Origin of the sequence: Providencia sp. NPDC089933 (assembly GCF_049545585.1) — a bacterium.
GTDB classification, from domain to species: domain Bacteria; phylum Pseudomonadota; class Gammaproteobacteria; order Enterobacterales; family Enterobacteriaceae; genus Providencia; species Providencia huashanensis.
The window spans coordinates 142,228-165,374 of record NZ_JBMWDT010000007.1; the positions used below are offsets into that span (position 1 = coordinate 142,228).

The following is a 23,147-nucleotide window of genomic DNA, read 5'->3' on the forward strand; positions in this document are numbered from 1 at the left end:
AAAGATCACTGCAATTCACCCTCGTGACAAAGTTGGATGACAATATTTTGCTTATCAATTTCATGTAATTTATTCAGCGTTTCATAATACGCTTGCTTATCATCCATGATGATATTAGCAATCGCCATTGGCCCACGTAATTGTTTATAGTTGGTTGGTGACCACGCGGCATCCCCCGCAAGGAGCACCCAACCTGTATTCGTTAAAACGCATAAACCAATGTGACCTGCTGCATGACCAGGAAGCGGTACAATTAATAAGGTCTTTTGCTTATTTACGGCGTAACCTTCGCCTAATATTTGCAATTCATGAGGCAAAGAAACACGCTCAAACCCTTCATAAAACACAGTGCGTTGTTCAAAATCATCGGGTAATAACCCGCTGACAAAGGCATTTTTTAAGGCGGCAAAACCAGTTAAGTGACGTGTTTTTGCCCACCCATCACCAGAGCAAATAATGGGGATCTCAGGGAAGTCACGTAGCCCTGCGATATGGTCACCATGAAAGTGAGACAAAATAACGGCATTAATATCTGCGGGTTTTATTCCATCATCAGCCAGTTGATTAACTAATGCCTGTTTACTGTCGAAGTAAACTGGGGTAATGGCTCGATATAACCGCATAATTCCGTGGCGAGTATGATCATAAAAATGCGTCGCATAACCAGTATCAAATAACCAACGTTGGTTTTCATCGTTAATTAACCATGCTCTGGCAGGAAATTTACAGGATTTAAAGCTCGCACCTTTAAGGGCGACGCAACCTGGGTGTGTGCAATACCCCACTTCATACTGGTAGATGGTTAACATAAATTCTCCTGCTGTTTTAACCATTTCGCCGTTAATTTGACCCCTTGTTGCATCGTATATAAAGGGTAATAACCGAGTTCTTGTTGTGCTTTTTGGTTATCAAGTGTCATGGTGAAATAGGCGGCTCCAAGGCTATAACGCGTCAGTAAGGGTTCTTTTCCTGTTATATAGCCAATCGCTTCTAAAAGAGTTGCCAGACCATACAGTAACGGGTAAGGCGCAGAACGAATTTCACACTTTAAATTCAATTCACTAAACAATTGTTGAAGCGTTTGCTTTAGCGCTTGAGGCTGTTGATTGGTGATATTGTAGGCAGCTCCACTTTTAAGTCCATTTTTAACAGTCGCTAATTGCATACTGTGAACCACATTTCCCACATAAGTGAGGTCGAAATGGTTATTTCCCCCATTAGGTAATATCAATTTACCTTGGCGTGATTTTATTTGTGCTAATAACCTCGGTAAAAGTACACGGTCATGAGGTCCAAATAACCCCCTTGGACGTAAAATAGTGTAGCGTGTTGTTGGAAACTGGCTCACACACTGTTCGATAACGGTTTCTGCTAAATATTTTGTTCTTGCATATTGATTGGCAAAATGGGTATTAACCGTCGATTCACTAATATCTTGCTGGTGTGTGAAATTGAAATAAATTGCAGGGGTAGAAATATGAATAAAGCGCGAAACGTTAGCTTCACCAGCGGCAGTTGCTAAGGTTTGAGTCGCATGTATATTTGTTTTTTCAAAGTCTTGGCGCTTTCCCCAAGGCGAAGAAAGTGCGGCACAGTGCCATATTGCATCACAGCCGGCCATTAGTTTTTTGGCATCTTGCTGGGTTAAATCGGCCAATTCTACTGAAATAAATTTAGCACCCATTTGGCTCAGTTGTTGACCTGCTTGTTGATTACGACCACAAGCAATGACTTCAATCCCCCTTTGCAGTAAATATTCGCTAGCATTGCGTCCTAGCCCACTGGTTGCGCCGGTGACTAATATTTTCACGGGATAAGTACCATTGCACATAGTGCTAATCCTGCTGCTGTTCCGATTAACATTGCACTTTGCTTTTCATAAAACCGACCGCTAATAATCGCCTCATGTAATGCTGAGGGGATAGATGCTGCGACTTGGTTACCACGATATCGATAGATATCAATCAATTGGTCTGTTGTTACCCCGACACGTTGGCGCATATGCTCTAACGATAAATGACTAGCTTGGTGTGGAATAACTGTCTCTATTTGCTTGAGTTGTAAGCCTGATTCATGAAAAACCTGTTGCATAAAGTCTTCAATTAAAGAGGAGGCTAAGCGGAATAGTTTTTTACCTTGCATATGGAAAAGGAAATCATCCTCAGTCATACCTGAACGCGGATTACGCCTTGTACCGCCAGCTCGGATTTCACAAAAATCAATGCCAGCAGTATAAGTTGTATGGGTATAAGAAATAATACCGCTAGTTCCATCGCCTTTTTCAACGATCACACAAGCTGCACCATCCCCAAAAATCAATGATGATTCCTTGTCCTGCCAATCAATTCCCCGTGAAGCAATATCTGCAGAGACGATAGCAATTCGCTGATAAGCACTGGTTGCGAGTAAGCCCGCGGCAACTTGTAATGCGGTAATAAAACTAATACAACTGGCATTGACATCAAAGCATGCAATGCCTTCCCTTAAGTTTGATTGCTCTAGGATATGCGCTGCGGAGCAGGGTAACGCCTGAACAGGGATAGCAGAGGCATTTATTAGCATATCAATACTTTGAGGATTGATATGACTAGCGTCCAGTGTGTTTTGGATCGCCTGAGCTGCCAGCTCGGCTTGCGAATCAGTATTACTGGCATGATAGCGGTATTCAATGCCTGAATGTTTTTCAACAAACCCTATCGATTTATTGAGTTTTTCATCAAGCATTGAAGAAAAAATTTTATTCTTAGGCAGTGCTACACCAGAAGCTATGATTTTAAGTGGGGTGATTAAGCTATTACCAGACATATAAAGTAGTGCCTATCTAACAAAGATGGGGGTAATAAATATCAGAGTTCTACCATTTAATATATAGGAATTACGGAGTTATTATTATCGGTAAACTCTTTATGAACCTCGTCAATTAGCGCGTAAATAATTGTTTGCCATGCTTTAGGTAATGACGATTGCCAAACAACGTCAATTTGCCATTGGGCTTGCTTGTGATGTTGAATAGGAATAAAGCAGATATCTTCCCGGCTAATATGCCTCGCACTGTATGGAACAAGGCTTACGCCTACTTTAGCGGCAACCAATGCAATAAGAGTCTGAATATCATTAGCTTCCTGCAATGGGGTAATTTTAACCCCCTCAGATTGCAGGTAGCGCTGAATTTGCTGATATAGACCTAAACCGCGTTGAGCCCGTAATGTAAGTAATGGATATTGCGCTAAGTAGTCATTTATTGTGTTTTTCTTCTGATGACCTTGGGCTATAGCAAGAGCGAGTACTTCCTGTTTTAATTTCTGGCTTGTAAGTGTTTTTGTAGCGGCTGTATCAAGGTGGCGAGTAAAGGCAATATGCAGTTGATGTTCTTGAAGCTGTTTTTCCATTTCATGGGAGGGCATATCATCTAGTTGAATCGCAATATTAGGTAATTTTTCACGAAGCCGTGCAACAAAAAAAGAAGCTTCCTGAAAAGTTGAAATCCCAAAGCCGACATTTAAGGACAATGGTGGTTTTTCTCCAAGAGCGATAGCTTGGTTAAGCAACTCCATTATTTGGTTAATAGCTTGTTTTGCATAAGGTAATAATGCTTGGCCCGATTCGGTGAGTACAGCACCGTGGCGACCACGCTGAAATAATATTATACCTAATTGGTTTTCTAATAATTTTATTTGCTTTGTTAAAGCCGGTTGGCTAATACAGAGGCGTGACGCGGCTTCACGATAGTTTGCCGTATCAGCGAGGGTAATAAATGCACGAAGAAGCCGAGTATCCATTATGGTTTGCTGCACACCTCTTAGTTGAAATGTATTAACTCTATAATATCCACCTTATTAATAAGATACTATAGAGTTTCCGGTCTTATGGTTTAGTGCTTTTACTTGGGTTAGGCACTGAAGGTGGTGTCTGGCAAGCAAAACGAACACGACGAATATCCGTTTCATTGCCTATTGTTTCATTGATCATTCGGTAAAGTTCTGGCCGTCTTCCCGTTAGCCAACGTCGACCACTTGATGTTGGCAGTAAGTTGAGGTCAAGATCCGCAATGACCATATCATCGTCAATGGCTAAGCTTTCGTTGATAATCCGCCCATAAGGGTCAATTATCATCGCATTTCCAGTACGAATTTCATCATCATCTAAACCTACGCCATTACTGAATAGGTAAAACACACCGTTATCATGGGCTCTAGCTGGTAGCCAGCGCATCAGCCATCCACGCCCATGTTCCCCTTGAAATGCATCAAATAATGCTTGTGGGTTATTTTGCCTATTTTCCCAAAGGTTCAGGTCGAGTGGTTTCATTCCATATGGGCTACTTGAATGAGTTCCTCCTGTTTGATGGGGAGCAAGAATAATATCAGCACCTAGCAGTGCGTTGATCCGCGGGTTTTCTATCAAATTATTATCCCAGCAAATTAAGATCCCCACTTTAACCCCCCATGGGGTATCGAATACCGTATAGCTATCTCCACTATGGATAACGGGGTGTTCAAAGGCATGTAATTTTCGATGAGCATGGTATTGCCCATCCGGCATGCAGGCAACCCAAGTATTGTAGCATTGCCCATCTAAGCCTCTTTCAATTAACCCGACACCGATGAGCATATCTAATTCTTTAGCCCGCTGGCGGATTAGGGACAATGATGGGCTATCGTGTAGTGTTTCACTGAGCGCATAAACGGCAGGAGCAGCTAGTTTAGGAACATGCCAGTAACCAGTTATGCACATTTCAGGCAAAACAAGTATTTTTACTTTTTGTTTTGCGGCTTGGGTAATGAAATGGTGAATACGCTCTAGGTTATAAGCTTTGTCGCCAGGTTTATGTTGGAATTGCACTGTTGCAACGCGAAGTAATGATTGTGTTTGCATAGAATCTCCTTGGTTAAGGAGATCAAAGCAGGTTATTCGCACAAAAAATAATGAGTTATTTTCTTGTTCAATTACTATTTGTTATCGGAAGGGTGTCCTTAGTTGTTATCAAATATATATATCGATAAATAAATATTTTTAAATATATTATTTCGCATAGCATTCAAAAAAAGACTTTTCTTGGTGTTGATATCTTTATAGCGTTATTGATCTTAGTTTAACCCATTGACTAATATATTTTCTGCCAAGCTATGAATTTTATAAATAAACGATGAAAGTGATAGCTATTCTAAGTATTGACTCACTGAATTTCCCCTAAAATGCTTTGAGGAGCAGCCATATTCTGTGTTTTATGAATGGTTTTTACTGTTTAAGAGATATCTTACAAGAATAAACATCGATTTTATGCACTTTTTACCAGCTAAGGTGATAATTATTATGTTTTATTTTTGTTAAATTGTTTTTTTATAGCTCTTTTGGCAATAATATTTCTTATTTTGTTACATTTGGAAATAAATATAACCGATTGTTATTTAAAGGTTATTTTTCCAATATTAATTTATTAAATCTAAAAAATGGGGTATTTAACTATTTGATAATAGTATTACTCGCTAAATGAGAATTACACGGTTTTTATGAGTCAAAAATAGATGTTTTAACCTATTCTCTGATTTTTTATCTTTCGCACTCTTAATGGGAGTATGGAAAATTGACTATCAATTCCATTATAAAAAATGATAAAAATAAAAATACCACTGACAATGGTTTTTTTAAAATAAACTAAAACAATGTAAAAAATAAATTAATTTATAATTTTTTTATATAAAAATACTTATTAATCAATGGCTATATTATTAAATACCTAAAAATCATCTGAAACTATCAAGTAAGGTTACTTGAGTCTCATTTTTATATATTACCATCATGGGTTGTAATATAGTCTAATTTTACTTAAATCAACGTGTTAGGATTATAAATATCATATGAATAATAAGGTGAAGTTGTATTATTTAGGTGATTTTCTTTTTAGTGATAAAGCTAAATTTAAATGAACAAATATTGATAGGTTTCACTGACTTGAATTGATTAAATTGATCGTTAGAAACAGTTTTACTTTTATATATTGAAATTTATAATTAACTCAAATTACGAGTTTTAATTAATTTGTTCTATTTTAATTTGCATTTGTAAGTACAAATTTTATTATACTAAAGGTTTTTGATCTGTTATATAGTTTAGCCGTTTAATATTTTAGGTTATCTTGGGCTATCGTTGATGACAAACGTTAATAGAATAGTAGGAAAAGAGATTAGAAAAAGAAGAAAGCACTTGGGGCTTTCTGGTTTTGAATTGGCAAATCTTGTTGGTGTTAGCCAGCAACAAATTTCACGCTATGAAAGGGGGGAGTGTAACATTAATATCGAAAATTTACATGTTCTCGCTAATGCGCTGGAGACGGAGATGATTTGTTTTTTCATTGATGATGTATTTATAAATAAAGAAAATAATCATATATAAATATTAAAATTAGTCTAATTATAAATACTAAAATAATCATCCATTAGTATGGATGTATTAAGATAAATTCACATTTCATAAAAATAATTATTTTTAATAACGGTGTATTACTATATTTATTGTATATAGTAAATGCCTGCTTTTTTATTACACTCTTAGCAAAAAAATATCAACTTAATAATTATCTTGATTATTAGGTGATTGGTACATCTGTCGTCTTTTTATAGGAAAATATAAATGAAATTAACCAAAATTGCATTAGCTACAATTATCGCATCTTCATTTGGCATTGCAAATGCAGCACCAGTAGACCAAGGTAGCGGGATTATTAACTTTACGGGTAAAGTTATCAATGCACCTTGCTCACTTCCTGGTGATGGCACAATCAATGTAGACCTCGGCCAAGTTGCAAATAAAGTATTAGAAACCGGTAATAAATTTAGCCAAAGCGTTCAGTACAATATTGCTTTAGAAAACTGTGACTTAGGTGAAGTTAAAGATTCTAACGACCAAGTTGTTTTCCCTGCGGTTAGCAAAGTTAAAGTCACTTTCACAGGTACTCCAGACACTACGGCTAAAGAATTATTAGCAAATACAGGTACTTCTAAAGGTGTTGGTGTTCGTTTAATCAACGCTGATGGTGCGACAATGAAAGTAGGTGATACAAGTGTTGAGATGCCATTAGCTGATGGTCCAAACAAACTGGCATTCAGTGCTCGTGTTGAAGCAAATGGTGACAAAGTTGAAACAGGTAGTATCATTTCTCAAGCAACTTACGCTTTAAACTACCTGTAATTTATATTTTTAATAACAGGCATGTATTTGCCTGTTATTTTCCTTTGTTATTTGCTTTTTATTTTTTTGGCAGGGAACTCCATGTCTTTATTGCCTCATTTTAAAATGAATAAAATATTATTTTCTATTGTATTGGCATTTTCTATTTCAGAAATATCCAATGCTGTGGAATTTAATATGAATATTATTGATGCAAAGGACAGAGATAATATTGACTTGAGTCAGTTCTCAAACCCTGATTTTATTCCAGCCGGTGAATATCTGACAGATATTACGTTGAATGGCCGAAAGTTATCTGGTCAACACTTAATTAAGTTTATTGAAACGAGTAAAGATAATTCAACACTCTGCATTACACCAGAAATGGTAGATATTTTTGCACTAAAAAAGAAGGTTAAGGAAGAACTTCTGCAAAATAATAATGGCCAGTGTGTTGAACTATCTAAAAATTTAGATATTACATATCGCTTCGACAAGGCGAATCAAAATATCTTATTTTCTATTCCTCAAGCTTGGTTAGAGTATGACGACCCTTATTGGGTTCCACCATCTCAATGGGAGAATGGCATTACAGGGGCTTTTCTTGACTATAACCTATTTGCGAATTATTCCTCTCCTAAAAATAATAGTGAAACATTTAGTGCCAGTAGTAATGGTACCACTGGTATCAATTTAGGTGCTTGGCGTTTTCGTGCAGACTATCAATATCAATATAATCGTTCTCAAGGGAAAACAAACGAACGTTTCGATTGGACCCAACTTTATGCTTTTCGTGCATTACCAGAAATGGGTGCGAAAGTATTGTTAGGGGAGTCTTATTTAAAAACAAACCTATTTGATAGTTTCCGTTTTATTGGTGCTTCTGTTTTCAGTGATAATCGCATGTTACCGCCTTCTTTGCGTGGGTATGCGCCACAGGTAACAGGGATTGCAAAAACAAATGCAATGGTGATTGTTTCACAAAATGGGCGAGTGATTAAGCAAGCAAGGGTAGCTCCAGGGCCATTTAATATCCAAGATATTACAGAAGCTGTACAAGGCACCTTAGATGTGACTATCGAGGAAGAGGATGGGTCAAAAACGACGTATCAAGTGACTGCGGCATCATTGCCGTTTTTAACTCGCCAAGGGCAATTTCTGTATAAATTTACGGTCGGTCAGTCCGATCCATTTGGTCGCTCGCAGAAAGTCGACCCGCGGTTTATTGCGGGTGAGATATCCTATGGGTTATTTGGAAATACCTCTCTTTTTGGGGGCTTAATAGCGACTATTGATAATACTAATTACCAAGCTGTAAACCTTGGTATTGGGCAAAATATGAATATGTTTGGTGCGATCTCACTGGATATTACTCGCACACACGCAAACTTAGATAATTTTGGTTCTTATTCAGGTAATAGCTATCGTTTAAATTATTCTAAGCGCTTTGAGTCTACGAATTCCCAGGTGACATTCGCTGGCTATAAGTTCTCTGAAAAAGAATTTTTAACCATGCCGCAATATATTGATGCAGCTAATGGAGCGCTGGACTTTAGACGCGATAAAAACGTGTATACGGCATCTTTTAATCAATATATCAGCCCATTAGATTTAACTATTTATTTTAATGCGTCACATCATCAATTTTGGAATAGTGAATCTACAACTAACTTTGGGATGAGTTTCAGTAAATTGTTTAGTGTTGGGCAGATTAAAAATATTTCTGGGACATTGTCACTTAATAAAATTAAATATGAAACGACAGATGATAACCAAATTTATTTATCATTTTCTATCCCATTAGAAGGCGGTAGCTCCATCAGTTATGACGCGCAATATGCTGATAATGACCACAGTTTTGGGCAGTCTGTTGCGTACTATAGCGAGAATGTGAATAACAACTATTGGAGTATGCGTGTTGGCGGTTCTCAACATGAACTTGGACGCGCAGAGCCAAATATTAGCGGTAGCTATCAGCATTCATCTCCTTACGGCGTATTAAACGTCAATGCGACGGAAAATATTAATTCTTATCGTGCATTTGGCGGTAGTTGGTATGGTTCGATGACAGCCACAAAATACGGCGCAGCAATGCACCGCAATGGAACCAATAATGAGCCGCGAGTTATGATTGATAGTGACAATGTTGCTGGTATTTCTATTGATAATGGCGAGTCAGTGACGAACCGTTTCGGGATTGGAGTGGCGACAAGTTTGAACAGTTTCTCCAATTCAGATGTATATATCGATATGAATACATTACCAGATGATGTTGATGTTAATGACAATATCATTGGTAAAACATTAACTGAAGGTTCGATTGGTTACCAAAAAATAAAGGCAAATCAAGGGAAACGTATTTTAGCGGTTATTCGCTTGAGTAATGGGAATTATCCACCATTAGGGACGAGTGTTATTGAAGTGAATACCGGTAGGGAAGTCGGCATCATCGCAGATAGTGGGGTGACTTATTTGACCGGTGTTAATCCAGAAGAAAACTACATTGTTAAATGGGCCAGTGGCGCGAATCAGTGTCGTTTAAATTTACCTAATATTGCCGAAAAAAATCAGGGGAAAGTCCTGATCCCTTGCCAATAAAGGAATGATGTATGAGTAAAAAGTATGTAGTAGCTTTAGGGCTTTCACTCGTTTTTGTCGGTATGCAATTTGCGTCCGCAGCAATCAATATTGACCGTACCCGAATTATTTTTCCGGGCAAAGATAAGTCGATTAGTTTGGTTATTAATAATCAAAGTAAAACAATGCCATATTTAGCTCAGTCTTGGATGGAAGATGAAAAAGGGAATAAGGTTTCAGAACCTTTTACGGTACTCCCTCCTATACAACGGGTTGAACCAAATGCGAAAAACCAAATTAAAATCATCAAAACAGAAGGCGTTGATTTACTTCCCCAAGATAGAGAATCGCTATTTTATTTAAATGTACGTGAAATTCCGCCTGTCGCTGATAAAGAAAATGTCGTGCAAATTGCGATTCAAAGCCGTTTGAAAATGTTTTATCGCCCACCTCAGATTGAAAATAATAGCGATAAGGTTTGGGCAAAAGAATTGAAATATACTCATACAGGTAATCAATTACTCATTGAAAACCCAACAAAATATTATGTGACATTAGGTTATTTAAGTAACAACAATAGAAAAAATTTCCCCGGTTTTGAAAGTGTTATGGTGGCACCTCTTTCGAAAGAACGTGTTGTCGTGCCGAGCGAAGGGTTTACTCAATTGTACACCGGGTACATGGATGATTACGGCGGTATGAAGATGTTGACTTATCGATGTGCTGCTTCGACATGCCAATTGTCAAAAGAGAGTCAATAGGATTTTAGAAATGAGAAATTGTTACTTTTCAATATGTTTTTTCATGTTGTCTTTGGTTGGAAATCATTCTTACGCAGACAGTAGCATGATGAGAGGAGACCTTAATTTTACAGGGAATGTTATTTCATTACCTTGCAAAATCTCATTTTCCTCTATTGATCAAAATATTGAACTTGGCCCAATTTCTCTGAACTATTTTAATGAGATCGGGGATCGAAGCCCTAAGCATGAGATCAAATTAAAATTTGATGATTGTATTTTTCCCAAACGCGACCGTGATGATAGAGACCCTGTTGTTCGGCTTATGTTTATTTCAGAACCAACCAGCAGCACAGACCGTAATTTATTTGGCGGTAAAACAATTTTAAATGGTTATGGTATTCGGTTAATGGATAAAGATGGAAATATTGTGCCAAATGGTGAATATCGCAGTTATCCGATTTATTTTGATGATAACCAGCAAATTACTATCTATTCCATGCTCGAGAGTTATCTTTCAAGAAGTGAATTAACAGTGGGTAATATAAAAACACAGATTACCTTGAATATTACCTACCTATAAAAGGTGTATAAATCATGATACACAAGTTTATTACAAAATATGGTTTCTACTTTTTATTTTTATTTATCTTTATAAGCCCAAAGACATTTGCTTTAGATTGTGTAGAAGCAGGAACAGGGGTTGTGATTAAGCCTCCAGTACCTGTTGGGCAATTAGCTATTCCTTCTGATACACCGGCAGGTACCATTATTTGGCAATCAGACCCAATGACCGTAACGGTATATTGCGATAATGTTTTGGGAAATATGGTTGACGTTGTCCATATGTATTTTAATCCGACGTCCCAAAAATTGGGCACCGGTTTATTACTTGGAGCGAATTATCAAGGCGAATTACTTGAGCGCGATAAACAAAGAGTGAATTTAGGCACACCTCCGATTAGCGGCAAGCAAAACGTTACCGTGACAGTCACTTTCACGTTATATATTAAAGTAACGGGTATAGTTCCGCCATCAGGTAATTATGAGGGAGATAACCAGTTTACGGTTTTCCAGTTTGATGGTAGTGGAGGAATAAACATGACACCGGGAGCGAAAAACCTACGATATGCAATATCGGGGCTAAGGGGGATTCGTTTTTTAAAATGCGGTGCGGATATAAAAGTGTACCCTGAATCACAGCAGATTGATTTTGGCCAGATGATGATCACTGAGCTGAACCAAGGTAAAGAGTTTAAAAAAAGTTTTCAAGTTCAAGCTGTGAAAAGAGGCTGCCTCGATAATTTTTCCATGAATATTAATTTTGAAACCACCGATCCGTTAAATGGTGAATATGCGATTGATTTAAAAAACGGAACCAATCTAACGATTATGGATGATAAAAGTAACCGTATAAAATTTAACTACTTTCAATTTTTTGGGAGCTTGCCTCAAGGAAGTACATCTGTAACTCGTGACTACAGTGCGTCGATTAAAAAAGTTAGCTCAGTGAAAACAGGGGCATTTAACGCCTCAACTATCGTTCGTATTAACTACTATTAATTTGCATATATGTGAAAAGAGCAGGCTTTGAACCTGCTCTTTTTCTATGGTGCACAAAGAGACAAACTAACGAAAGTGAATGTAATTCATTACTTAGTATAGAGAGTCTTATTTAACACATTTACGGCAGCTTTTATCTTGAACTTGCTCAAAGAAATTATTTCCTTTGTCATCCACAAGAATAAAGGCTGGCAACCCTTCAACTTCCATTTTCCAAATCGCTTCCATTCCTAATTCTGGATACTCAAGGCAATTTAAACTTTTCACATATTCTTGAGCGAGGATCGCAGCTGAGCCCCCGATACTGCCTAAATAGAAACCGCCATGTTTTTTACACGCATCAGTCACTAATTGAGTCCGATTACCTTTTGCAAGCATCAACATGCTACCACCATGGGACTGAAACAAATCTACATAAGGGTCCATGCGGTTGCCTGTTGTTGGGCCTAAAGAACCGGAGACCATGTCTTCTGGTTTTTTCGCTGGCCCTGCGTAGTACACCATATGGTCTTTAAAGTATTGCGGTAACTCTTCGCCGTTATCTAAACGCTCTTTAAGCTTGGTGTGAGCAATATCACGAGCAATAATGAGTGGACCACTGAGGGAAACTCGAGTCGATACAGGGTGTTTACTTAGCTCGGCCAAAATATCTTTCATTGGACGGTTAAGGTCGATATGAACCACTTTCCCTTCTGTTTGGTTACGCATCGATTCAGGGATATATTGGGCTGGATTATGTTCCATTTTTTCAAGCCACAAACCGTCTTTAGTGATCTTAGCCTTGATATTACGGTCAGCAGAGCATGAAATGGCTAACCCGATTGGGCAAGAGGCTCCGTGGCGTGGTAAGCGAATAACACGGACATCATGAGCAAAATATTTACCGCCAAATTGTGCACCAAAGCCAAGGTGACGTGAGGCTTCTAATAACTCATTTTCTAACTCAATATCACGGAAAGCACGGCCGTACTCATTACCTGTTGTCGGTAAGTTATCGTAGTATTTAGCAGAAGCCAATTTGGCTGTTTTCAGCGTAGTTTCAGCAGAAGTACCGCCAATAACGAATGCGATATGATATGGAGGGCAAGCGGTTGTCCCCAAATTACGCATTTTATCAATTAAGAAGTCTTTTAATTTAGCAGGAGTTAGCGTTGCTTTGGTTTCTTGGTAAAGGGCTGACTTATTAGCAGAGCCGCCGCCTTTGTTGACGAACAGGAAGTGGTATTCATCACCTGTAGTCGCAAAAATATCAAATTGTGCAGGTAGGTTCGTGCCTGTGTTGACTTCATTGAACATATCAAGTGGAGCATTTTGAGAAAAACGTAGGTTTTCATGTTGGAATACGTTATAAATCCCTCGAGAGAGGTATTCTTCGTCATCGCAGCCCGTCCAAACTTGCTGGCCTTTTTTACCAACAACAGCAACTGTTCCGGTATCTTGGCAGTTTGGTAAAATGCCTTTTGCAGATATATCAGCGTTACGCAGCAATTGTAGTGCTACGTATTTATCATTTTCACTGGCTTCTGGGTCATGCAATATAGCTGCAACTTGCTTTTGATGAGCAGCCCTTAGAAAAAATTGTGATTCATAAATTGCGCGTTCAGCAAGAAGTGTTAGTGCTTCAGGCTCTATTTTTAAAATTTGTTTACCCGCGAATTGCTCGACAGAAACATATTTATCAGAAACTTGGGTATATTCAGTTTTATCCTCAGATAAAGGATATGGTTCTTGATAAAAAAACTCTTTATTAGCCATTTTGATCACTCACATATTAATTTCAGTGGAATATCCAAAAAATCACCCGTAGGCTTATGTTTATTCTTAATTAATTCAATTTGAAAGACACAAAGTAAAATTTATAGGTGTAATAATAAAACTAAGCTTACAAAACAAGTTACTAAAGGTTACAATTTAAGCTGATATTATATCAATTTGGCCCGTATATTCAAAGGGATGCATGAGATTATATGACGAGGATTAAATTTATAGGGATAAAAGTCATTGATTAATAAAAATTAGATTCAAATCACATAATATTATTAATAACTAAGGTTTTAACCATTTGTTATAGATGTTATCGATTATTGACTATTTAAGTGCTTAATCATGATAAATAGCTATGGCTACATTTTTTCAATTAAAACGATTCAGTTAATCCAATGCTTATTTTCATTTTATTTTTTGCAGCAATATGTGATTTAAAATCATACGGTATTTATAATCCAAGGGTTTTAAATAAATGAAAATGATTATTTACATAATTAAGTTCTATTTCCTATTAGATATTTTAAGCATATGAAAAGCATTGAATTTAACTTAAGTTTAGTGTGTGAATATACTAAGAAAATCTATAGATATCGATAAATTGATAGCATATACCTCTATGTTGCTTATTTTTATCAGAAATCTGATTTATTTATTGATAATTCATAATGAAAGGCAAACGAAATGGCGAAAATGGCTTTCAATTTACAAAAACTGTGTTTATCATGCAGGGCTTATGAACTATAAAATGGCGCTACTGGTTTTGGGCTTTGCTGGGGAAGGATGAAGAGTATATCTCCGACAAGCTTATACAGTCTTTAACGGTGGCGGTTCTATCTGCATTATTCCTAGGGATAGAGTGTATAATAAATGACTGAGACAACCTCTCTGACACCACTCGTCGAATTAAAATCTTTGAATAAAGGTTTTGATGGCAAACAAATTATTTCTGAACTTGACTTAACTATTCAAAATGGTGAGTTTTTAACCATTCTTGGGCCTTCAGGTTGTGGCAAAACGACGGTTTTACGTCTTATTGCTGGGCTAGAAGACGTCGATGATGGGAAAATTATTCTTGATGGTCAAGATATTACGGATATTCCCGCAGAGCAGCGCTTTGTGAATACCGTATTCCAAAGCTATGCTTTATTTCCTCATATGACCGTGTTTGAAAACGTAGCCTTTGGTTTACGCATGCAGAAAACACCTGCGGCTGAAATTCAAAAGCGCGTTGACCAAGCCTTGCGTATGGTTCAATTGGAAGATTTTGCTGAGCGTAGACCCAACCAACTGTCTGGTGGTCAACAACAGCGCGTGGCAATTGCTCGTGCCGTTGTTAATCGGCCGAAAGTCTTGCTGCTGGATGAATCATTGTCCGCGCTAGATTATAAACTACGCAAACAAATGCAAAATGAGCTAAAAGCCCTTCAGCGGAAATTGGGGATCACGTTTATTTTTGTTACCCATGATCAAGAAGAAGCTTTAGCGATGTCTGATCGGATCATCGTTATGCGTGAAGGGAAGATTGAGCAAGATGGTACGCCTCGTGAAATTTATGAGGAGCCCAAAAACTTATTTGTTGCTCAATTTATTGGCGAAATTAACATTTTCGATGCAAAAGTCTTGTATCGCCTTGATGACAAACGCATTCGTGCCAACGTCGAAGGCCATGAATGTGATATTTTCACCGAACTTTCTGTCGAGAAAGGGCAGCATGTTAATGTGTTATTACGCCCAGAAGACCTACGAGTTGAAGAAGTGAATGATGCCGATAATTACCCAGGGCTGATTGGCTACGTGCGTGAGCGTAACTACAAAGGCATGACGTTAGACTCAGTGGTTGAGATGGAAGATGGCAAAATTATCATGGTAAGCGAATTCTTCAATGAAGATGACCCTGATGTTGACCACTCCCTTAACCAAAAAGTTGCTGTGACTTGGGTCGAAAGCTGGGAGGTAGTTCTGGATGATCATTCGTAAACATAAAATTTTGCAGAATGTCATCATCACCGGTGTCGTTGCTTGGTTAGTCCTATTTGTCTTTTTGCCAAATGTCATGATTATTGGCACCAGTTTTTTGACACGTAGTGATACTAATTTAGTTGACCTCGTTTTCACATGGGATAACTACATTCGCTTATCTGACCCAATGTATGCAGAAGTGATGCTTCATTCGCTTAATATGGCGCTGATTGCGACCTTCTTCTGCTTAGTCATTGGGTACCCGTTTGCTTTTATATTGGCTAAGTTACCAAAGCGTATCCAACCCCTGATGCTATTTTTGTTGATTGTACCTTTTTGGACTAACTCACTAATCCGTATCTATGGTTTGAAAGTTTTTCTTAGTACCAAAGGGTACTTGAATGACTTTTTACTTTGGGTTGGCATTGTTGATAAACCTTTGAGAATTATGTACACGCCAGAAGCGGTAATATTGGGGCTTATCTATATATTACTGCCGTTTATGGTAATGCCGCTTTATTCAAGTATCGAAAAACTGGATAAATCATATTTAGAAGCGGCAAGGGATCTTGGTGCGAATAAATTCCAGCGGTTTGTAAAAATTATCATTCCATTAACGATGCCTGGGATTATTGCGGGCTGTCTATTAGTTCTGCTGCCTGCAATGGGGTTATTTTATGTTGCAGATTTAATGGGCGGAGCAAAAAACCTGTTAATTGGTAATGTGATTAAGAGCCAGTTCTTGAATATTCGTGATTGGCCATTCGGGGCAGCAACCAGCATTTTCCTAACTGTGATGATGGGGTTATTGCTGTATGTGTATTATCGAGCGGCTAAGCTTCTGAATAAAAAGGCATATGAAGAATGATCGGACGTACTTTGCGTGGTGGCTTTATGGCCATCATTTACGCTTATCTTTATATTCCAATTATTATTTTGATTATTAACTCTTTCAATGAATCTCGTTTTGGTATTCAGTGGCAAGGGTTTTCAACAAAATGGTATGAATTACTCAGTAATAATGACAGCTTATTGGAAGCAGCAGGGCATTCGTTGACAATGGCTATCTTGTCAGCAACTTTTGCCACAGTTATTGGTACATTAACGGCGGTTGCTTTGTTTCGCTACCGTTTTAGAGGAAAGCCTTTTGTGGGGGGAATGCTGTTTGTGGTGATGATGTCCCCCGATATCGTGATGGCCATTTCCTTATTAGTGCTATTTATGATACTAGGTGTTTCACTGGGCTTTTGGTCATTGCTGTTTTCTCACATTACTTTCTGCCTGCCGTTTGTGGTTGTTACCGTATACGCAAGGCTCAAAGACTTTGATGTGAAGATGCTCGAAGCGGCACGTGACCTCGGTGCGGGTGAATTTACTATCTTACGTAAAATCATACTGCCTTTAGCATTACCTGCTGTTGTTGCTGGGTGGTTACTGAGTTTCACATTATCGATGGATGATGTGGTGGTTTCGTCATTTGTTACGGGGCCGAGTTATGAAATTTTGCCATTAAAAATTTATTCGATGGTGAAAGTGGGTGTTTCTCCTGAAGTGAATGCATTGGCAACCGTGTTGCTGATAATGTCCCTATTGCTTGTCTGTTTAAGTCAGTGGGTGATGCGGGATAAATACTCAAAAAAAGCCAAGTAATAAGTTAAACGATGGTGCTGTGTTTTGTTGTATTGCAGCATCTTTTTTAGTGCCATTAGGCGAGAGGGTGGGCTCCAATTGAGTCCATAAGATACATACCCTAAATAATTCAAGTTATTGCTTGAGATATGCGGGGGTAAAAACACGTTGTTGAGGGAAGCTCAGTCATGAAAAAATGGTCCTATCTACTGGCGGCAGGCTTAATGGCTGCAAGTATTGGCACGGCAACCGCCGCTGACGATAATAAAGACGTACTGTATTTCTATAACTGGACAGAATATGTTCCCCCCGGTTTATTAGAGCAATTTACCAAAGAAACGGGTATCAAGGTAATTTACTCCACCTATGAATCAAACGAAAGTATGTATACCAAATTAAAGACCTATAAAGAAGGTGCTTATGATTTGGTTGTACCATCTACTTACTTTATCGCCAAAATGAGCAAAGAAGGGATGCTGCAAAAGATCGATCAAAGTAAATTAAGTAATTTCAAAAACCTTGATCCAAATTTAATTCATAAAGAATTCGATCCAAATAACGATTATTCCGTGCCTTATATTTGGGGCGCTACGGGGATCGGGATTAACGGTGAAGCGGTTGATCCAGGCTCGGTGACTTCGTGGGCTGACTTTTGGAAACCTGAGTATAAAAATAGCCTACTAATGATGGATGATGCGCGTGAAGTATTCCAAGTCGCGTTGACTAAACTGGGCTATTCAGGGAACACGACCGACCCGAAACAAATTGAAGAAGCTTATAAAGAGCTACAAAAACTTCGTCCGAATATTTTAGCCTTTAACTCTGACAACCCAGCGACACCATTTATCGAAGGTGAAGTGGATGTAGGTATGTTATGGAATGGCTCTGCATTTGTGGCAAGGCAAGCAGGTCTACCTATTGAGGTCGTATGGCCAAAAGAGGGTGGGATTTTCTGGATGGATAGCTTAGCCATCCCAGCCAATGCAAAAAACGTTGAAGGTGCCCATAAGCTAATTAATTTCTTACTGCGCCCTGAAATTGCGGCACAAGTTGCTGAATCTATTGGTTACCCAACACCAAATTTAGAAGCTAAGAAAATGTTACCTGCGGAAATTGCTAACGACCCATCCCTTTACCCAAGTGAAGAGGTGCTGAAAAAAGGCGAGTGGCAAAGCGATGTCGGGAATACCAATATTCTGTATGAAGAGTATTTCCAAAAGCTAAAAGCAGGCCGTTAATAATCTGATTATTAGGTTTATTTTATGTAAAGGGCACTGGTTGAGTGCCCTTTTTTATGGGCGGCATATTGCCAACCCACTTATTTACTCACAATATTATGTGCCACAAACTTTGCAAAGGTATCGGCCCAAGGTTGTAAGAAATCTTTGCTTTTTGGTGAGATATTTCCCTGCTCATCCACCATGCCGTCATACCATTTCAGGTAACATTCGGGTTGGTTCATGGTAGGCATATTTAAGAATGCAAGGCTATTGCGTAGGTGCTGTTGGGCTATCGCGGTACTGATATTACCAATAGAAACACCTAAAATGCCTGCTGGAATGCCATCCCATGAATTATCACCCCAAGGGCGGGAACCTTGGTCAATGGCATTTTTCAACACGCCAGGGATTGAGCGGTTATATTCTGGGGTAGCAAAAATAATTCCGTCACAAGCTTTAATCTGCGATTTAAAATTTGCGACCACAGTTGGCACACTTTGGTCTGCATCTTGGTTGTAGAGAGGTAAGTCACCGATGTTGATAAACTTAAAGGTAAAGTTTGCTGGGAACAACTTGGTAATGGCCTTAGCCACGGTTAAGTTGTAAGAATCTGCACGTAAGCTACCAACAATAACACCAATACTATATTGATTTGACATGATAAAACCTCTTCTATCGACAGTTGATCATTAATACTTCATATGATTTGTATTTTGTCAGAACGTTGTTTCTTTTATTAAACATCATAATATGAACAGGTGCAAAATCTAAGTTAAATTAAAACGACAGAATAAGTGAAACAAATATCAAAAAAAATTGAATTTTTTAAATTAATTATAGTGATATGAATTATTACGATGGGATATTGTGAGTCCTCTTCCAGTATTTCTATTTACCCACTGACAAATCATAGTTACTTGATTTTAGTCAAAATGAAACATACCGACTGGTCGGTATCATTCGTTTCATGAATAAAACGGCACAGCATAGAAAAAAAGATCCCGCCAAACTCCAAGTTGAGTTACTCAAAGCGGCTCGCATTATTGCTGGTAGAGAAGGGATTTCTTCGTTATCTCTTAATGCTGTGGCAAGAGAAGCGGGTGTCAGTAAAGGCGGGTTGATGCACCACTTCCCAAGCAAACAGGAACTCATCCATGCGTTGTTTCTCCAATTATTGGGAATTATGGATGAGCGAATTCATTTGATTATGGAGAATGATCCGAATCCGTATGGGCGTTTCTCTCGTGCATATTTGCACTATATTGGTGAACTTAAAGAATCGGATGAAAGTTTTCAACTTGCTTTGCTGTCTTTAGCTATGCCAACAGAGCCGGTATTACGTCAATGTTGGCGAGATTGGGTGTTAGGCCATTTAGCAAATGGGGATGAATTTGATAATAGTTATTTAGGGGCATTAGTCAGGTATGCCGCTGATGGGTTATGGCTTTCGTCATTGACTGAAGGGGAAACATTATTACAACAAGAACGCGCTGCTATTGTAAGTCGGTTGACACAAATATCATTTGAAAAACTACCTGAGGAGTAACGGTAATACCAGCAGTGTAATTTTATTAATATAATAAGCACATGAGGCGATAGTGAAATATAAAATCAATGCCTTCATTATATATGATGCAGTTGATGGCACTTTATCTTTGAAAGAAGGTGAGGTGGACACGCAATTGTCTATCACTGCTAATGCATTATTATTTTATTTTATACAACATAATGGTGTTTTATCCCGAGACGATATATTGAAATCTGTATGGGATGATAATGGCTTAGTGTCATCGAACAGTAATTTAAATCAATACTTAAGTATTTTAAGAAAAGCATTCCGTCAATATGGTATTGAAAATATTATCGTTACTGTTGGTAGAGGCTTATTAGAATTCAATTCTGAAGTCTCCTTAGAATTAATTGATGATATTAAAATCAACCCTCTTGAGTTAATTAGTAATCTTAATGAAATTGATGGCGCAGAGGTCGTTTTATCTTCTGTTGCGAATTCAGCCCCACATCCCCTTGAAGAACCACAAGTTATTACTTCATTAACCCCAGAAAAAAAAGAAATTTGTTGGTATTTAGCTAGTGCTGCCTTATTGCTTTGCTCAATTTTATTAGCCGTGATGGCTTATCTATCCAAGCAACCATCATCACCAATTAGTATGACGGTGTTGGAACACAATAATTGCGATGTCTTGTCAAATGAGAAAATGATTAATGGCACTGTTGCCCTCAACTATATACAAAATTTTGACAAGGTAAGAAATAACTTGAAACTAGACTGCATAGAAAAGGAGCGATTTGTTTTTTTCTATGGTGATAAGTTACAAACGAATGGATTAGGGCGAGTTTTTCTGGCCCATTGTGCTGTGAATGAAGATAACCCATTTAGTTATTGTGATAATTACTTCTACTATTCATGGAATCCATCATGAAGATTTCAGGCAAGGTATTATGCTTACTGAGTGGTTTACTATTTATCATAGTAGCGGTTTATACTCAGTCAGTGTTATTTTCAAATCAACAAGATGGTTTGATGGTCTGTTCGACTAAAGGCATTATGCGCTTTGAAAATATGATAGATGAAAATGTTAATGGCAACATTCATTTCAATTTTGGTTCTAATGGCAAGGGCTCGATTGTTGTGGAAGGTTATACAGACTCCAAAGCAGGGTGGCTATATTTACAACGTTACGTAAAATTTAGTTATACTACCCAACGAGTATCCCCAACAGAAAGGCATTATAATATCAGCCAATGGGAATCACGAGCATCTTCTATTGATGAATCCCCCGATGTTATTTTCGATTACTTTATGCGAGAGATGTCAGATAGCCATGACGGTTTATTTCTTAATGCCCAAAAGCTCAATGACAAAGCATTATTGTTAAGCTCAATAAATTCCCCTCTTTATATCTGCACACTTAAACCTGGCAGTAAATTTGATTAATGGTCTGAAAATAGCTTAAAGAAAAGGGCGCTATGGGCTCTTTTCTTTCAGTATTTTATGCGTATAGAGATGCTCCCCCGCGTTTTATCCAATAGCTCATTGGAGCTTTACTTAGTTTAAACTAATTATGCCTATGCAGGGTTCCTCATAGTGGTTTCGTGAATGAGATTAGCCAAGTTGGTATTGAAGTTGGCAGTTGCCCAATCGCTATCTCACAAATAAATACTTAGCTAAGCTTATAAGCAAGTGAGCCCTTCCACAGTTATCACTCCCTAAATTACCCCGCCTTATCAGCTCAATAATATCTTGTTAACAATTTCTTTGATTAATCGTAAATCAACTTTTAGCCCTTTTTTCATCTCCAGATAGAAACGTGAATTTTTGGTTTTTTCAGTGAGGTTACATAAAAAATCAAATAAATCACGCTAATTTTTAGAGTAAAACACTAAGTATTAATCATTCATGGATTTATATTTTGTTTTGTTTTTTAGGCTCTATAGTGAGTTTGAAGCCAAAGGCTGCGTTCAATAAATCACCGCGCAGACACCCTTGGCGCAAATGATTACCCCGATATTTCAAAGGACATGTACTCGGACACATCAATTTGAATTATCAGCGGTAAAGAAAAACAAAGAAGGTTTCTCGGAGGAAATAACAATGGGTGATGCATTAGGTCTTATTGAAACTAAAGGTTTGGTGGCTTGCATCGAAGCAGCGGATGCCATGTGCAAAGCGGCGAATGTTGAGCTAATTGGTTATGAAAATGTCGGTTCCGGTTTGGTAACTGCAATGGTTAAAGGGGATGTAGGCGCGGTTAAAGCGGCTGTCGATTCCGGTGTTGAGTCTGCTCAGCGTGTTGGGGAAGTTGTGACCTCTTTGGTGATTGCGCGTCCACACAATGACATCAACAAAATTGTTATTAAACATAAAGCATAACTTTTTCCGGAGGAAAAAACATGGGTGACGCATTAGGTCTTATTGAAACTCAAGGGTTAGTGGCCTGTATTGAAGCCGCAGACTCGATGTGCAAAGCCGCAAACGTTGTGCTGATTGGTTATGAAAATGTTGGGTCAGGGTTAGTTACCGCCATGGTCAAAGGCGATGTAGGTGCAGTGAAAGCTGCAGTGGATTCAGGTGTTGAATCCGCCTCTCGCGTTGGCACCGTCGTGACATCTTTGGTTATCGCGCGTCCTCATAGCGATATTCAAAAAATCGTCGCCCAGTATAAAGTCACGGAATAAAAAAGGAAATCACTTATGAAAGAAGCACTTGGTCTAATTGAAACCAAAGGTTTAGTGGCTTGTATTGAAGCGGCTGATGCGATGTGCAAAGCGGCGAATGTCGAGCTAATCGGTTATGAAAATGTTGGTTCAGGGCTCGTGACAGCAATGGTTAAAGGTGATGTGGGTGCCGTTAATGCTGCTGTTGAATCCGGTGTTGAGGCTGCAAAACGTATCGGAACAGTGGTGACTTCACGCGTTATCGCAAGACCACACAACGATATTGGCAAAATTGCGCAGCAACACAAAGCGTAATTATTGGCTAATAAATCAATAAAACAACAAGTTA

General features: G+C 38.3%; 23 protein-coding genes. 16 read left to right on the forward strand and 7 right to left on the reverse strand.

Translation table 11 applies throughout. The annotated features are described in order from the left end of the window. Positions 1-5: 5 nt before the first annotated feature. From ACPEH5_RS11805 to ACPEH5_RS11825, 5 genes are all read right to left on the reverse strand, one after another. Complete coding sequence (locus tag ACPEH5_RS11805) at positions 6-809, reverse strand: MBL fold metallo-hydrolase (RefSeq protein ID WP_166696477.1); 804 nt, start codon at positions 807-809, stop codon at positions 6-8. Next, entirely contained in the window at positions 803-1,810 is a 1,008-nt protein-coding gene (locus ACPEH5_RS11810) for an NAD-dependent epimerase/dehydratase family protein (RefSeq protein WP_129466669.1), read from the reverse strand. Before ACPEH5_RS11810 ends, ACPEH5_RS11805 begins: the two co-directional genes overlap by 7 nt. Then, on the reverse strand, positions 1,807-2,805 hold the full coding sequence (locus tag ACPEH5_RS11815; protein ID WP_042845492.1) for a 3-oxoacyl-[acyl-carrier-protein] synthase III C-terminal domain-containing protein: 999 nt from the start codon (positions 2,803-2,805) through the stop codon (positions 1,807-1,809). The genes ACPEH5_RS11810 and ACPEH5_RS11815 overlap by 4 nt, the downstream gene beginning before the upstream one ends. Positions 2,806-2,861: 56 nt before the next feature. Next, the gene (locus ACPEH5_RS11820; protein WP_129466464.1) at positions 2,862-3,779 is read right to left on the reverse strand and encodes a LysR family transcriptional regulator; all 918 of its coding nucleotides are present in this window, start codon (positions 3,777-3,779) and stop codon (positions 2,862-2,864) included. Between the two features lie 85 nt (positions 3,780-3,864). Then, positions 3,865-4,875 (reverse strand): nitrilase family protein, encoded by a 1,011-nt coding sequence (locus ACPEH5_RS11825; protein WP_131680119.1) that lies wholly within the window; start codon positions 4,873-4,875, stop codon positions 3,865-3,867. Positions 4,876-6,150: 1,275 nt separating this feature from the next. On the opposite strand from ACPEH5_RS11825, the gene ACPEH5_RS11830 reads away from it, so the two are divergent. The 6 genes from ACPEH5_RS11830 to ACPEH5_RS11855 all read left to right on the forward strand — a co-directional run bounded on the left by ACPEH5_RS11830 (position 6,151) and on the right by ACPEH5_RS11855 (position 12,047). Next, positions 6,151-6,393 (forward strand): helix-turn-helix domain-containing protein, encoded by a 243-nt coding sequence (locus ACPEH5_RS11830; RefSeq protein WP_042845488.1) that lies wholly within the window; start codon positions 6,151-6,153, stop codon positions 6,391-6,393. Positions 6,394-6,630: 237 nt separating this feature from the next. Further along, complete coding sequence (locus tag ACPEH5_RS11835) at positions 6,631-7,188, forward strand: fimbrial protein (protein ID WP_042845487.1); 558 nt, start codon at positions 6,631-6,633, stop codon at positions 7,186-7,188. A gap of 81 nt (positions 7,189-7,269) precedes the next feature. Continuing rightward, entirely contained in the window at positions 7,270-9,765 is a 2,496-nt protein-coding gene (locus ACPEH5_RS11840) for a fimbria/pilus outer membrane usher protein (RefSeq protein ID WP_129466463.1), read from the forward strand. An 11-nt stretch (positions 9,766-9,776) separates the two neighbouring features. Beyond that, entirely contained in the window at positions 9,777-10,505 is a 729-nt protein-coding gene (locus ACPEH5_RS11845; protein ID WP_281110726.1) for a fimbrial biogenesis chaperone, read from the forward strand. 85 nt (positions 10,506-10,590) lie between these two features. Beyond that, positions 10,591-11,067 (forward strand): fimbrial protein, encoded by a 477-nt coding sequence (locus tag ACPEH5_RS11850; RefSeq protein ID WP_226619077.1) that lies wholly within the window; start codon positions 10,591-10,593, stop codon positions 11,065-11,067. Positions 11,068-11,081: 14 nt separating this feature from the next. Continuing rightward, on the forward strand, positions 11,082-12,047 hold the full coding sequence (locus ACPEH5_RS11855) for a fimbrial protein (protein WP_166684973.1): 966 nt from the start codon (positions 11,082-11,084) through the stop codon (positions 12,045-12,047). 108 nt (positions 12,048-12,155) lie between these two features. On the opposite strand, the gene ACPEH5_RS11860 is transcribed toward ACPEH5_RS11855, so the two are convergent. Then, positions 12,156-13,802, reverse strand: coding sequence for a fumarate hydratase (locus ACPEH5_RS11860; RefSeq protein WP_042845480.1), 1,647 nt, complete (start codon positions 13,800-13,802; stop codon positions 12,156-12,158). A gap of 879 nt (positions 13,803-14,681) precedes the next feature. Here ACPEH5_RS11860 and potA point away from each other — a divergent pair. The 4 genes from potA to potD all read left to right on the forward strand — a co-directional run bounded on the left by potA (position 14,682) and on the right by potD (position 18,640). After that, positions 14,682-15,791 (forward strand): spermidine/putrescine ABC transporter ATP-binding protein PotA, encoded by a 1,110-nt coding sequence (gene potA / locus ACPEH5_RS11865; protein ID WP_166686596.1) that lies wholly within the window; start codon positions 14,682-14,684, stop codon positions 15,789-15,791. Next, positions 15,778-16,641, forward strand: coding sequence for a spermidine/putrescine ABC transporter permease PotB (potB, locus tag ACPEH5_RS11870; protein ID WP_042845478.1), 864 nt, complete (start codon positions 15,778-15,780; stop codon positions 16,639-16,641). Before potA ends, potB begins: the two co-directional genes overlap by 14 nt. Further along, entirely contained in the window at positions 16,638-17,423 is a 786-nt protein-coding gene (gene potC, locus ACPEH5_RS11875) for a spermidine/putrescine ABC transporter permease PotC (protein ID WP_042845477.1), read from the forward strand. The genes potB and potC overlap by 4 nt, the downstream gene beginning before the upstream one ends. A 167-nt stretch (positions 17,424-17,590) precedes the next feature. Beyond that, positions 17,591-18,640 (forward strand): spermidine/putrescine ABC transporter substrate-binding protein PotD, encoded by a 1,050-nt coding sequence (gene potD / locus ACPEH5_RS11880; protein WP_042845476.1) that lies wholly within the window; start codon positions 17,591-17,593, stop codon positions 18,638-18,640. A gap of 80 nt (positions 18,641-18,720) precedes the next feature. Here potD and ACPEH5_RS11885 read toward each other — a convergent pair whose 3' ends face one another. Then, complete coding sequence (locus ACPEH5_RS11885; protein ID WP_042845475.1) at positions 18,721-19,281, reverse strand: NADPH-dependent FMN reductase; 561 nt, start codon at positions 19,279-19,281, stop codon at positions 18,721-18,723. 308 nt (positions 19,282-19,589) lie between these two features. On the opposite strand from ACPEH5_RS11885, the gene ACPEH5_RS11890 reads away from it, so the two are divergent. From ACPEH5_RS11890 to ACPEH5_RS11915, 6 genes are all read left to right on the forward strand, one after another. Further along, positions 19,590-20,168: a TetR/AcrR family transcriptional regulator gene (locus ACPEH5_RS11890; protein ID WP_042845473.1), complete on the forward strand. Its 579-nt coding sequence runs from the start codon at positions 19,590-19,592 to the stop codon at positions 20,166-20,168. 52 nt (positions 20,169-20,220) lie between these two features. After that, positions 20,221-21,063 carry a transcriptional regulator gene (locus tag ACPEH5_RS11895; RefSeq protein WP_166684972.1) on the forward strand — a complete coding sequence of 281 codons (843 nt, stop codon included), beginning with the start codon at positions 20,221-20,223 and terminating at the stop codon, positions 21,061-21,063. Beyond that, positions 21,060-21,578 carry a FidL-like protein gene (locus ACPEH5_RS11900; RefSeq protein ID WP_042845470.1) on the forward strand — a complete coding sequence of 173 codons (519 nt, stop codon included), beginning with the start codon at positions 21,060-21,062 and terminating at the stop codon, positions 21,576-21,578. The genes ACPEH5_RS11895 and ACPEH5_RS11900 overlap by 4 nt, the downstream gene beginning before the upstream one ends. Positions 21,579-22,235: 657 nt before the next feature. Then, positions 22,236-22,514, forward strand: a complete 279-nt coding sequence (locus tag ACPEH5_RS11905; RefSeq protein ID WP_004249182.1) for a BMC domain-containing protein — start codon at positions 22,236-22,238, stop codon at positions 22,512-22,514. Between the two features lie 20 nt (positions 22,515-22,534). After that, entirely contained in the window at positions 22,535-22,819 is a 285-nt protein-coding gene (locus tag ACPEH5_RS11910; RefSeq protein WP_042845468.1) for a BMC domain-containing protein, read from the forward strand. 15 nt (positions 22,820-22,834) lie between these two features. Next, positions 22,835-23,113 carry a BMC domain-containing protein gene (locus ACPEH5_RS11915; protein ID WP_004259063.1) on the forward strand — a complete coding sequence of 93 codons (279 nt, stop codon included), beginning with the start codon at positions 22,835-22,837 and terminating at the stop codon, positions 23,111-23,113. Positions 23,114-23,147: the final 34 nt, after the last annotated feature.

Bases quoted from the DNA above. Each gene is read 5' to 3' on its own strand.
- ACPEH5_RS11805 (WP_166696477.1), bottom strand. From the start codon at position 809: ATGTTAACCATCTACCAGTATGAAGTGGGGTATTGCACACACCCAGGT.
- ACPEH5_RS11815 (WP_042845492.1), bottom strand. From the start codon at position 2,805: ATGTCTGGTAATAGCTTAATCACCCCACTTAAAATCATAGCTTCTGGT.
- ACPEH5_RS11820 (WP_129466464.1), bottom strand. From the start codon at position 3,779: ATGGATACTCGGCTTCTTCGTGCATTTATTACCCTCGCTGATACGGCA.
- ACPEH5_RS11825 (WP_131680119.1), bottom strand. From the start codon at position 4,875: ATGCAAACACAATCATTACTTCGCGTTGCAACAGTGCAATTCCAACAT.
- ACPEH5_RS11830 (WP_042845488.1), top strand. From the start codon at position 6,151: ATGACAAACGTTAATAGAATAGTAGGAAAAGAGATTAGAAAAAGAAGA.
- ACPEH5_RS11835 (WP_042845487.1), top strand. From the start codon at position 6,631: ATGAAATTAACCAAAATTGCATTAGCTACAATTATCGCATCTTCATTT.
- ACPEH5_RS11840 (WP_129466463.1), top strand. From the start codon at position 7,270: ATGTCTTTATTGCCTCATTTTAAAATGAATAAAATATTATTTTCTATT.
- ACPEH5_RS11845 (WP_281110726.1), top strand. From the start codon at position 9,777: ATGAGTAAAAAGTATGTAGTAGCTTTAGGGCTTTCACTCGTTTTTGTC.
- ACPEH5_RS11850 (WP_226619077.1), top strand. From the start codon at position 10,591: ATGATGAGAGGAGACCTTAATTTTACAGGGAATGTTATTTCATTACCT.
- ACPEH5_RS11855 (WP_166684973.1), top strand. From the start codon at position 11,082: ATGATACACAAGTTTATTACAAAATATGGTTTCTACTTTTTATTTTTA.
- ACPEH5_RS11860 (WP_042845480.1), bottom strand. From the start codon at position 13,802: ATGGCTAATAAAGAGTTTTTTTATCAAGAACCATATCCTTTATCTGAG.
- potA (WP_166686596.1), top strand. From the start codon at position 14,682: ATGACTGAGACAACCTCTCTGACACCACTCGTCGAATTAAAATCTTTG.
- potB (WP_042845478.1), top strand. From the start codon at position 15,778: ATGATCATTCGTAAACATAAAATTTTGCAGAATGTCATCATCACCGGT.
- potC (WP_042845477.1), top strand. From the start codon at position 16,638: ATGATCGGACGTACTTTGCGTGGTGGCTTTATGGCCATCATTTACGCT.
- potD (WP_042845476.1), top strand. From the start codon at position 17,591: ATGAAAAAATGGTCCTATCTACTGGCGGCAGGCTTAATGGCTGCAAGT.
- ACPEH5_RS11885 (WP_042845475.1), bottom strand. From the start codon at position 19,281: ATGTCAAATCAATATAGTATTGGTGTTATTGTTGGTAGCTTACGTGCA.
- ACPEH5_RS11890 (WP_042845473.1), top strand. From the start codon at position 19,590: ATGAATAAAACGGCACAGCATAGAAAAAAAGATCCCGCCAAACTCCAA.
- ACPEH5_RS11900 (WP_042845470.1), top strand. From the start codon at position 21,060: ATGAAGATTTCAGGCAAGGTATTATGCTTACTGAGTGGTTTACTATTT.
- ACPEH5_RS11905 (WP_004249182.1), top strand. From the start codon at position 22,236: ATGGGTGATGCATTAGGTCTTATTGAAACTAAAGGTTTGGTGGCTTGC.
- ACPEH5_RS11910 (WP_042845468.1), top strand. From the start codon at position 22,535: ATGGGTGACGCATTAGGTCTTATTGAAACTCAAGGGTTAGTGGCCTGT.
- ACPEH5_RS11915 (WP_004259063.1), top strand. From the start codon at position 22,835: ATGAAAGAAGCACTTGGTCTAATTGAAACCAAAGGTTTAGTGGCTTGT.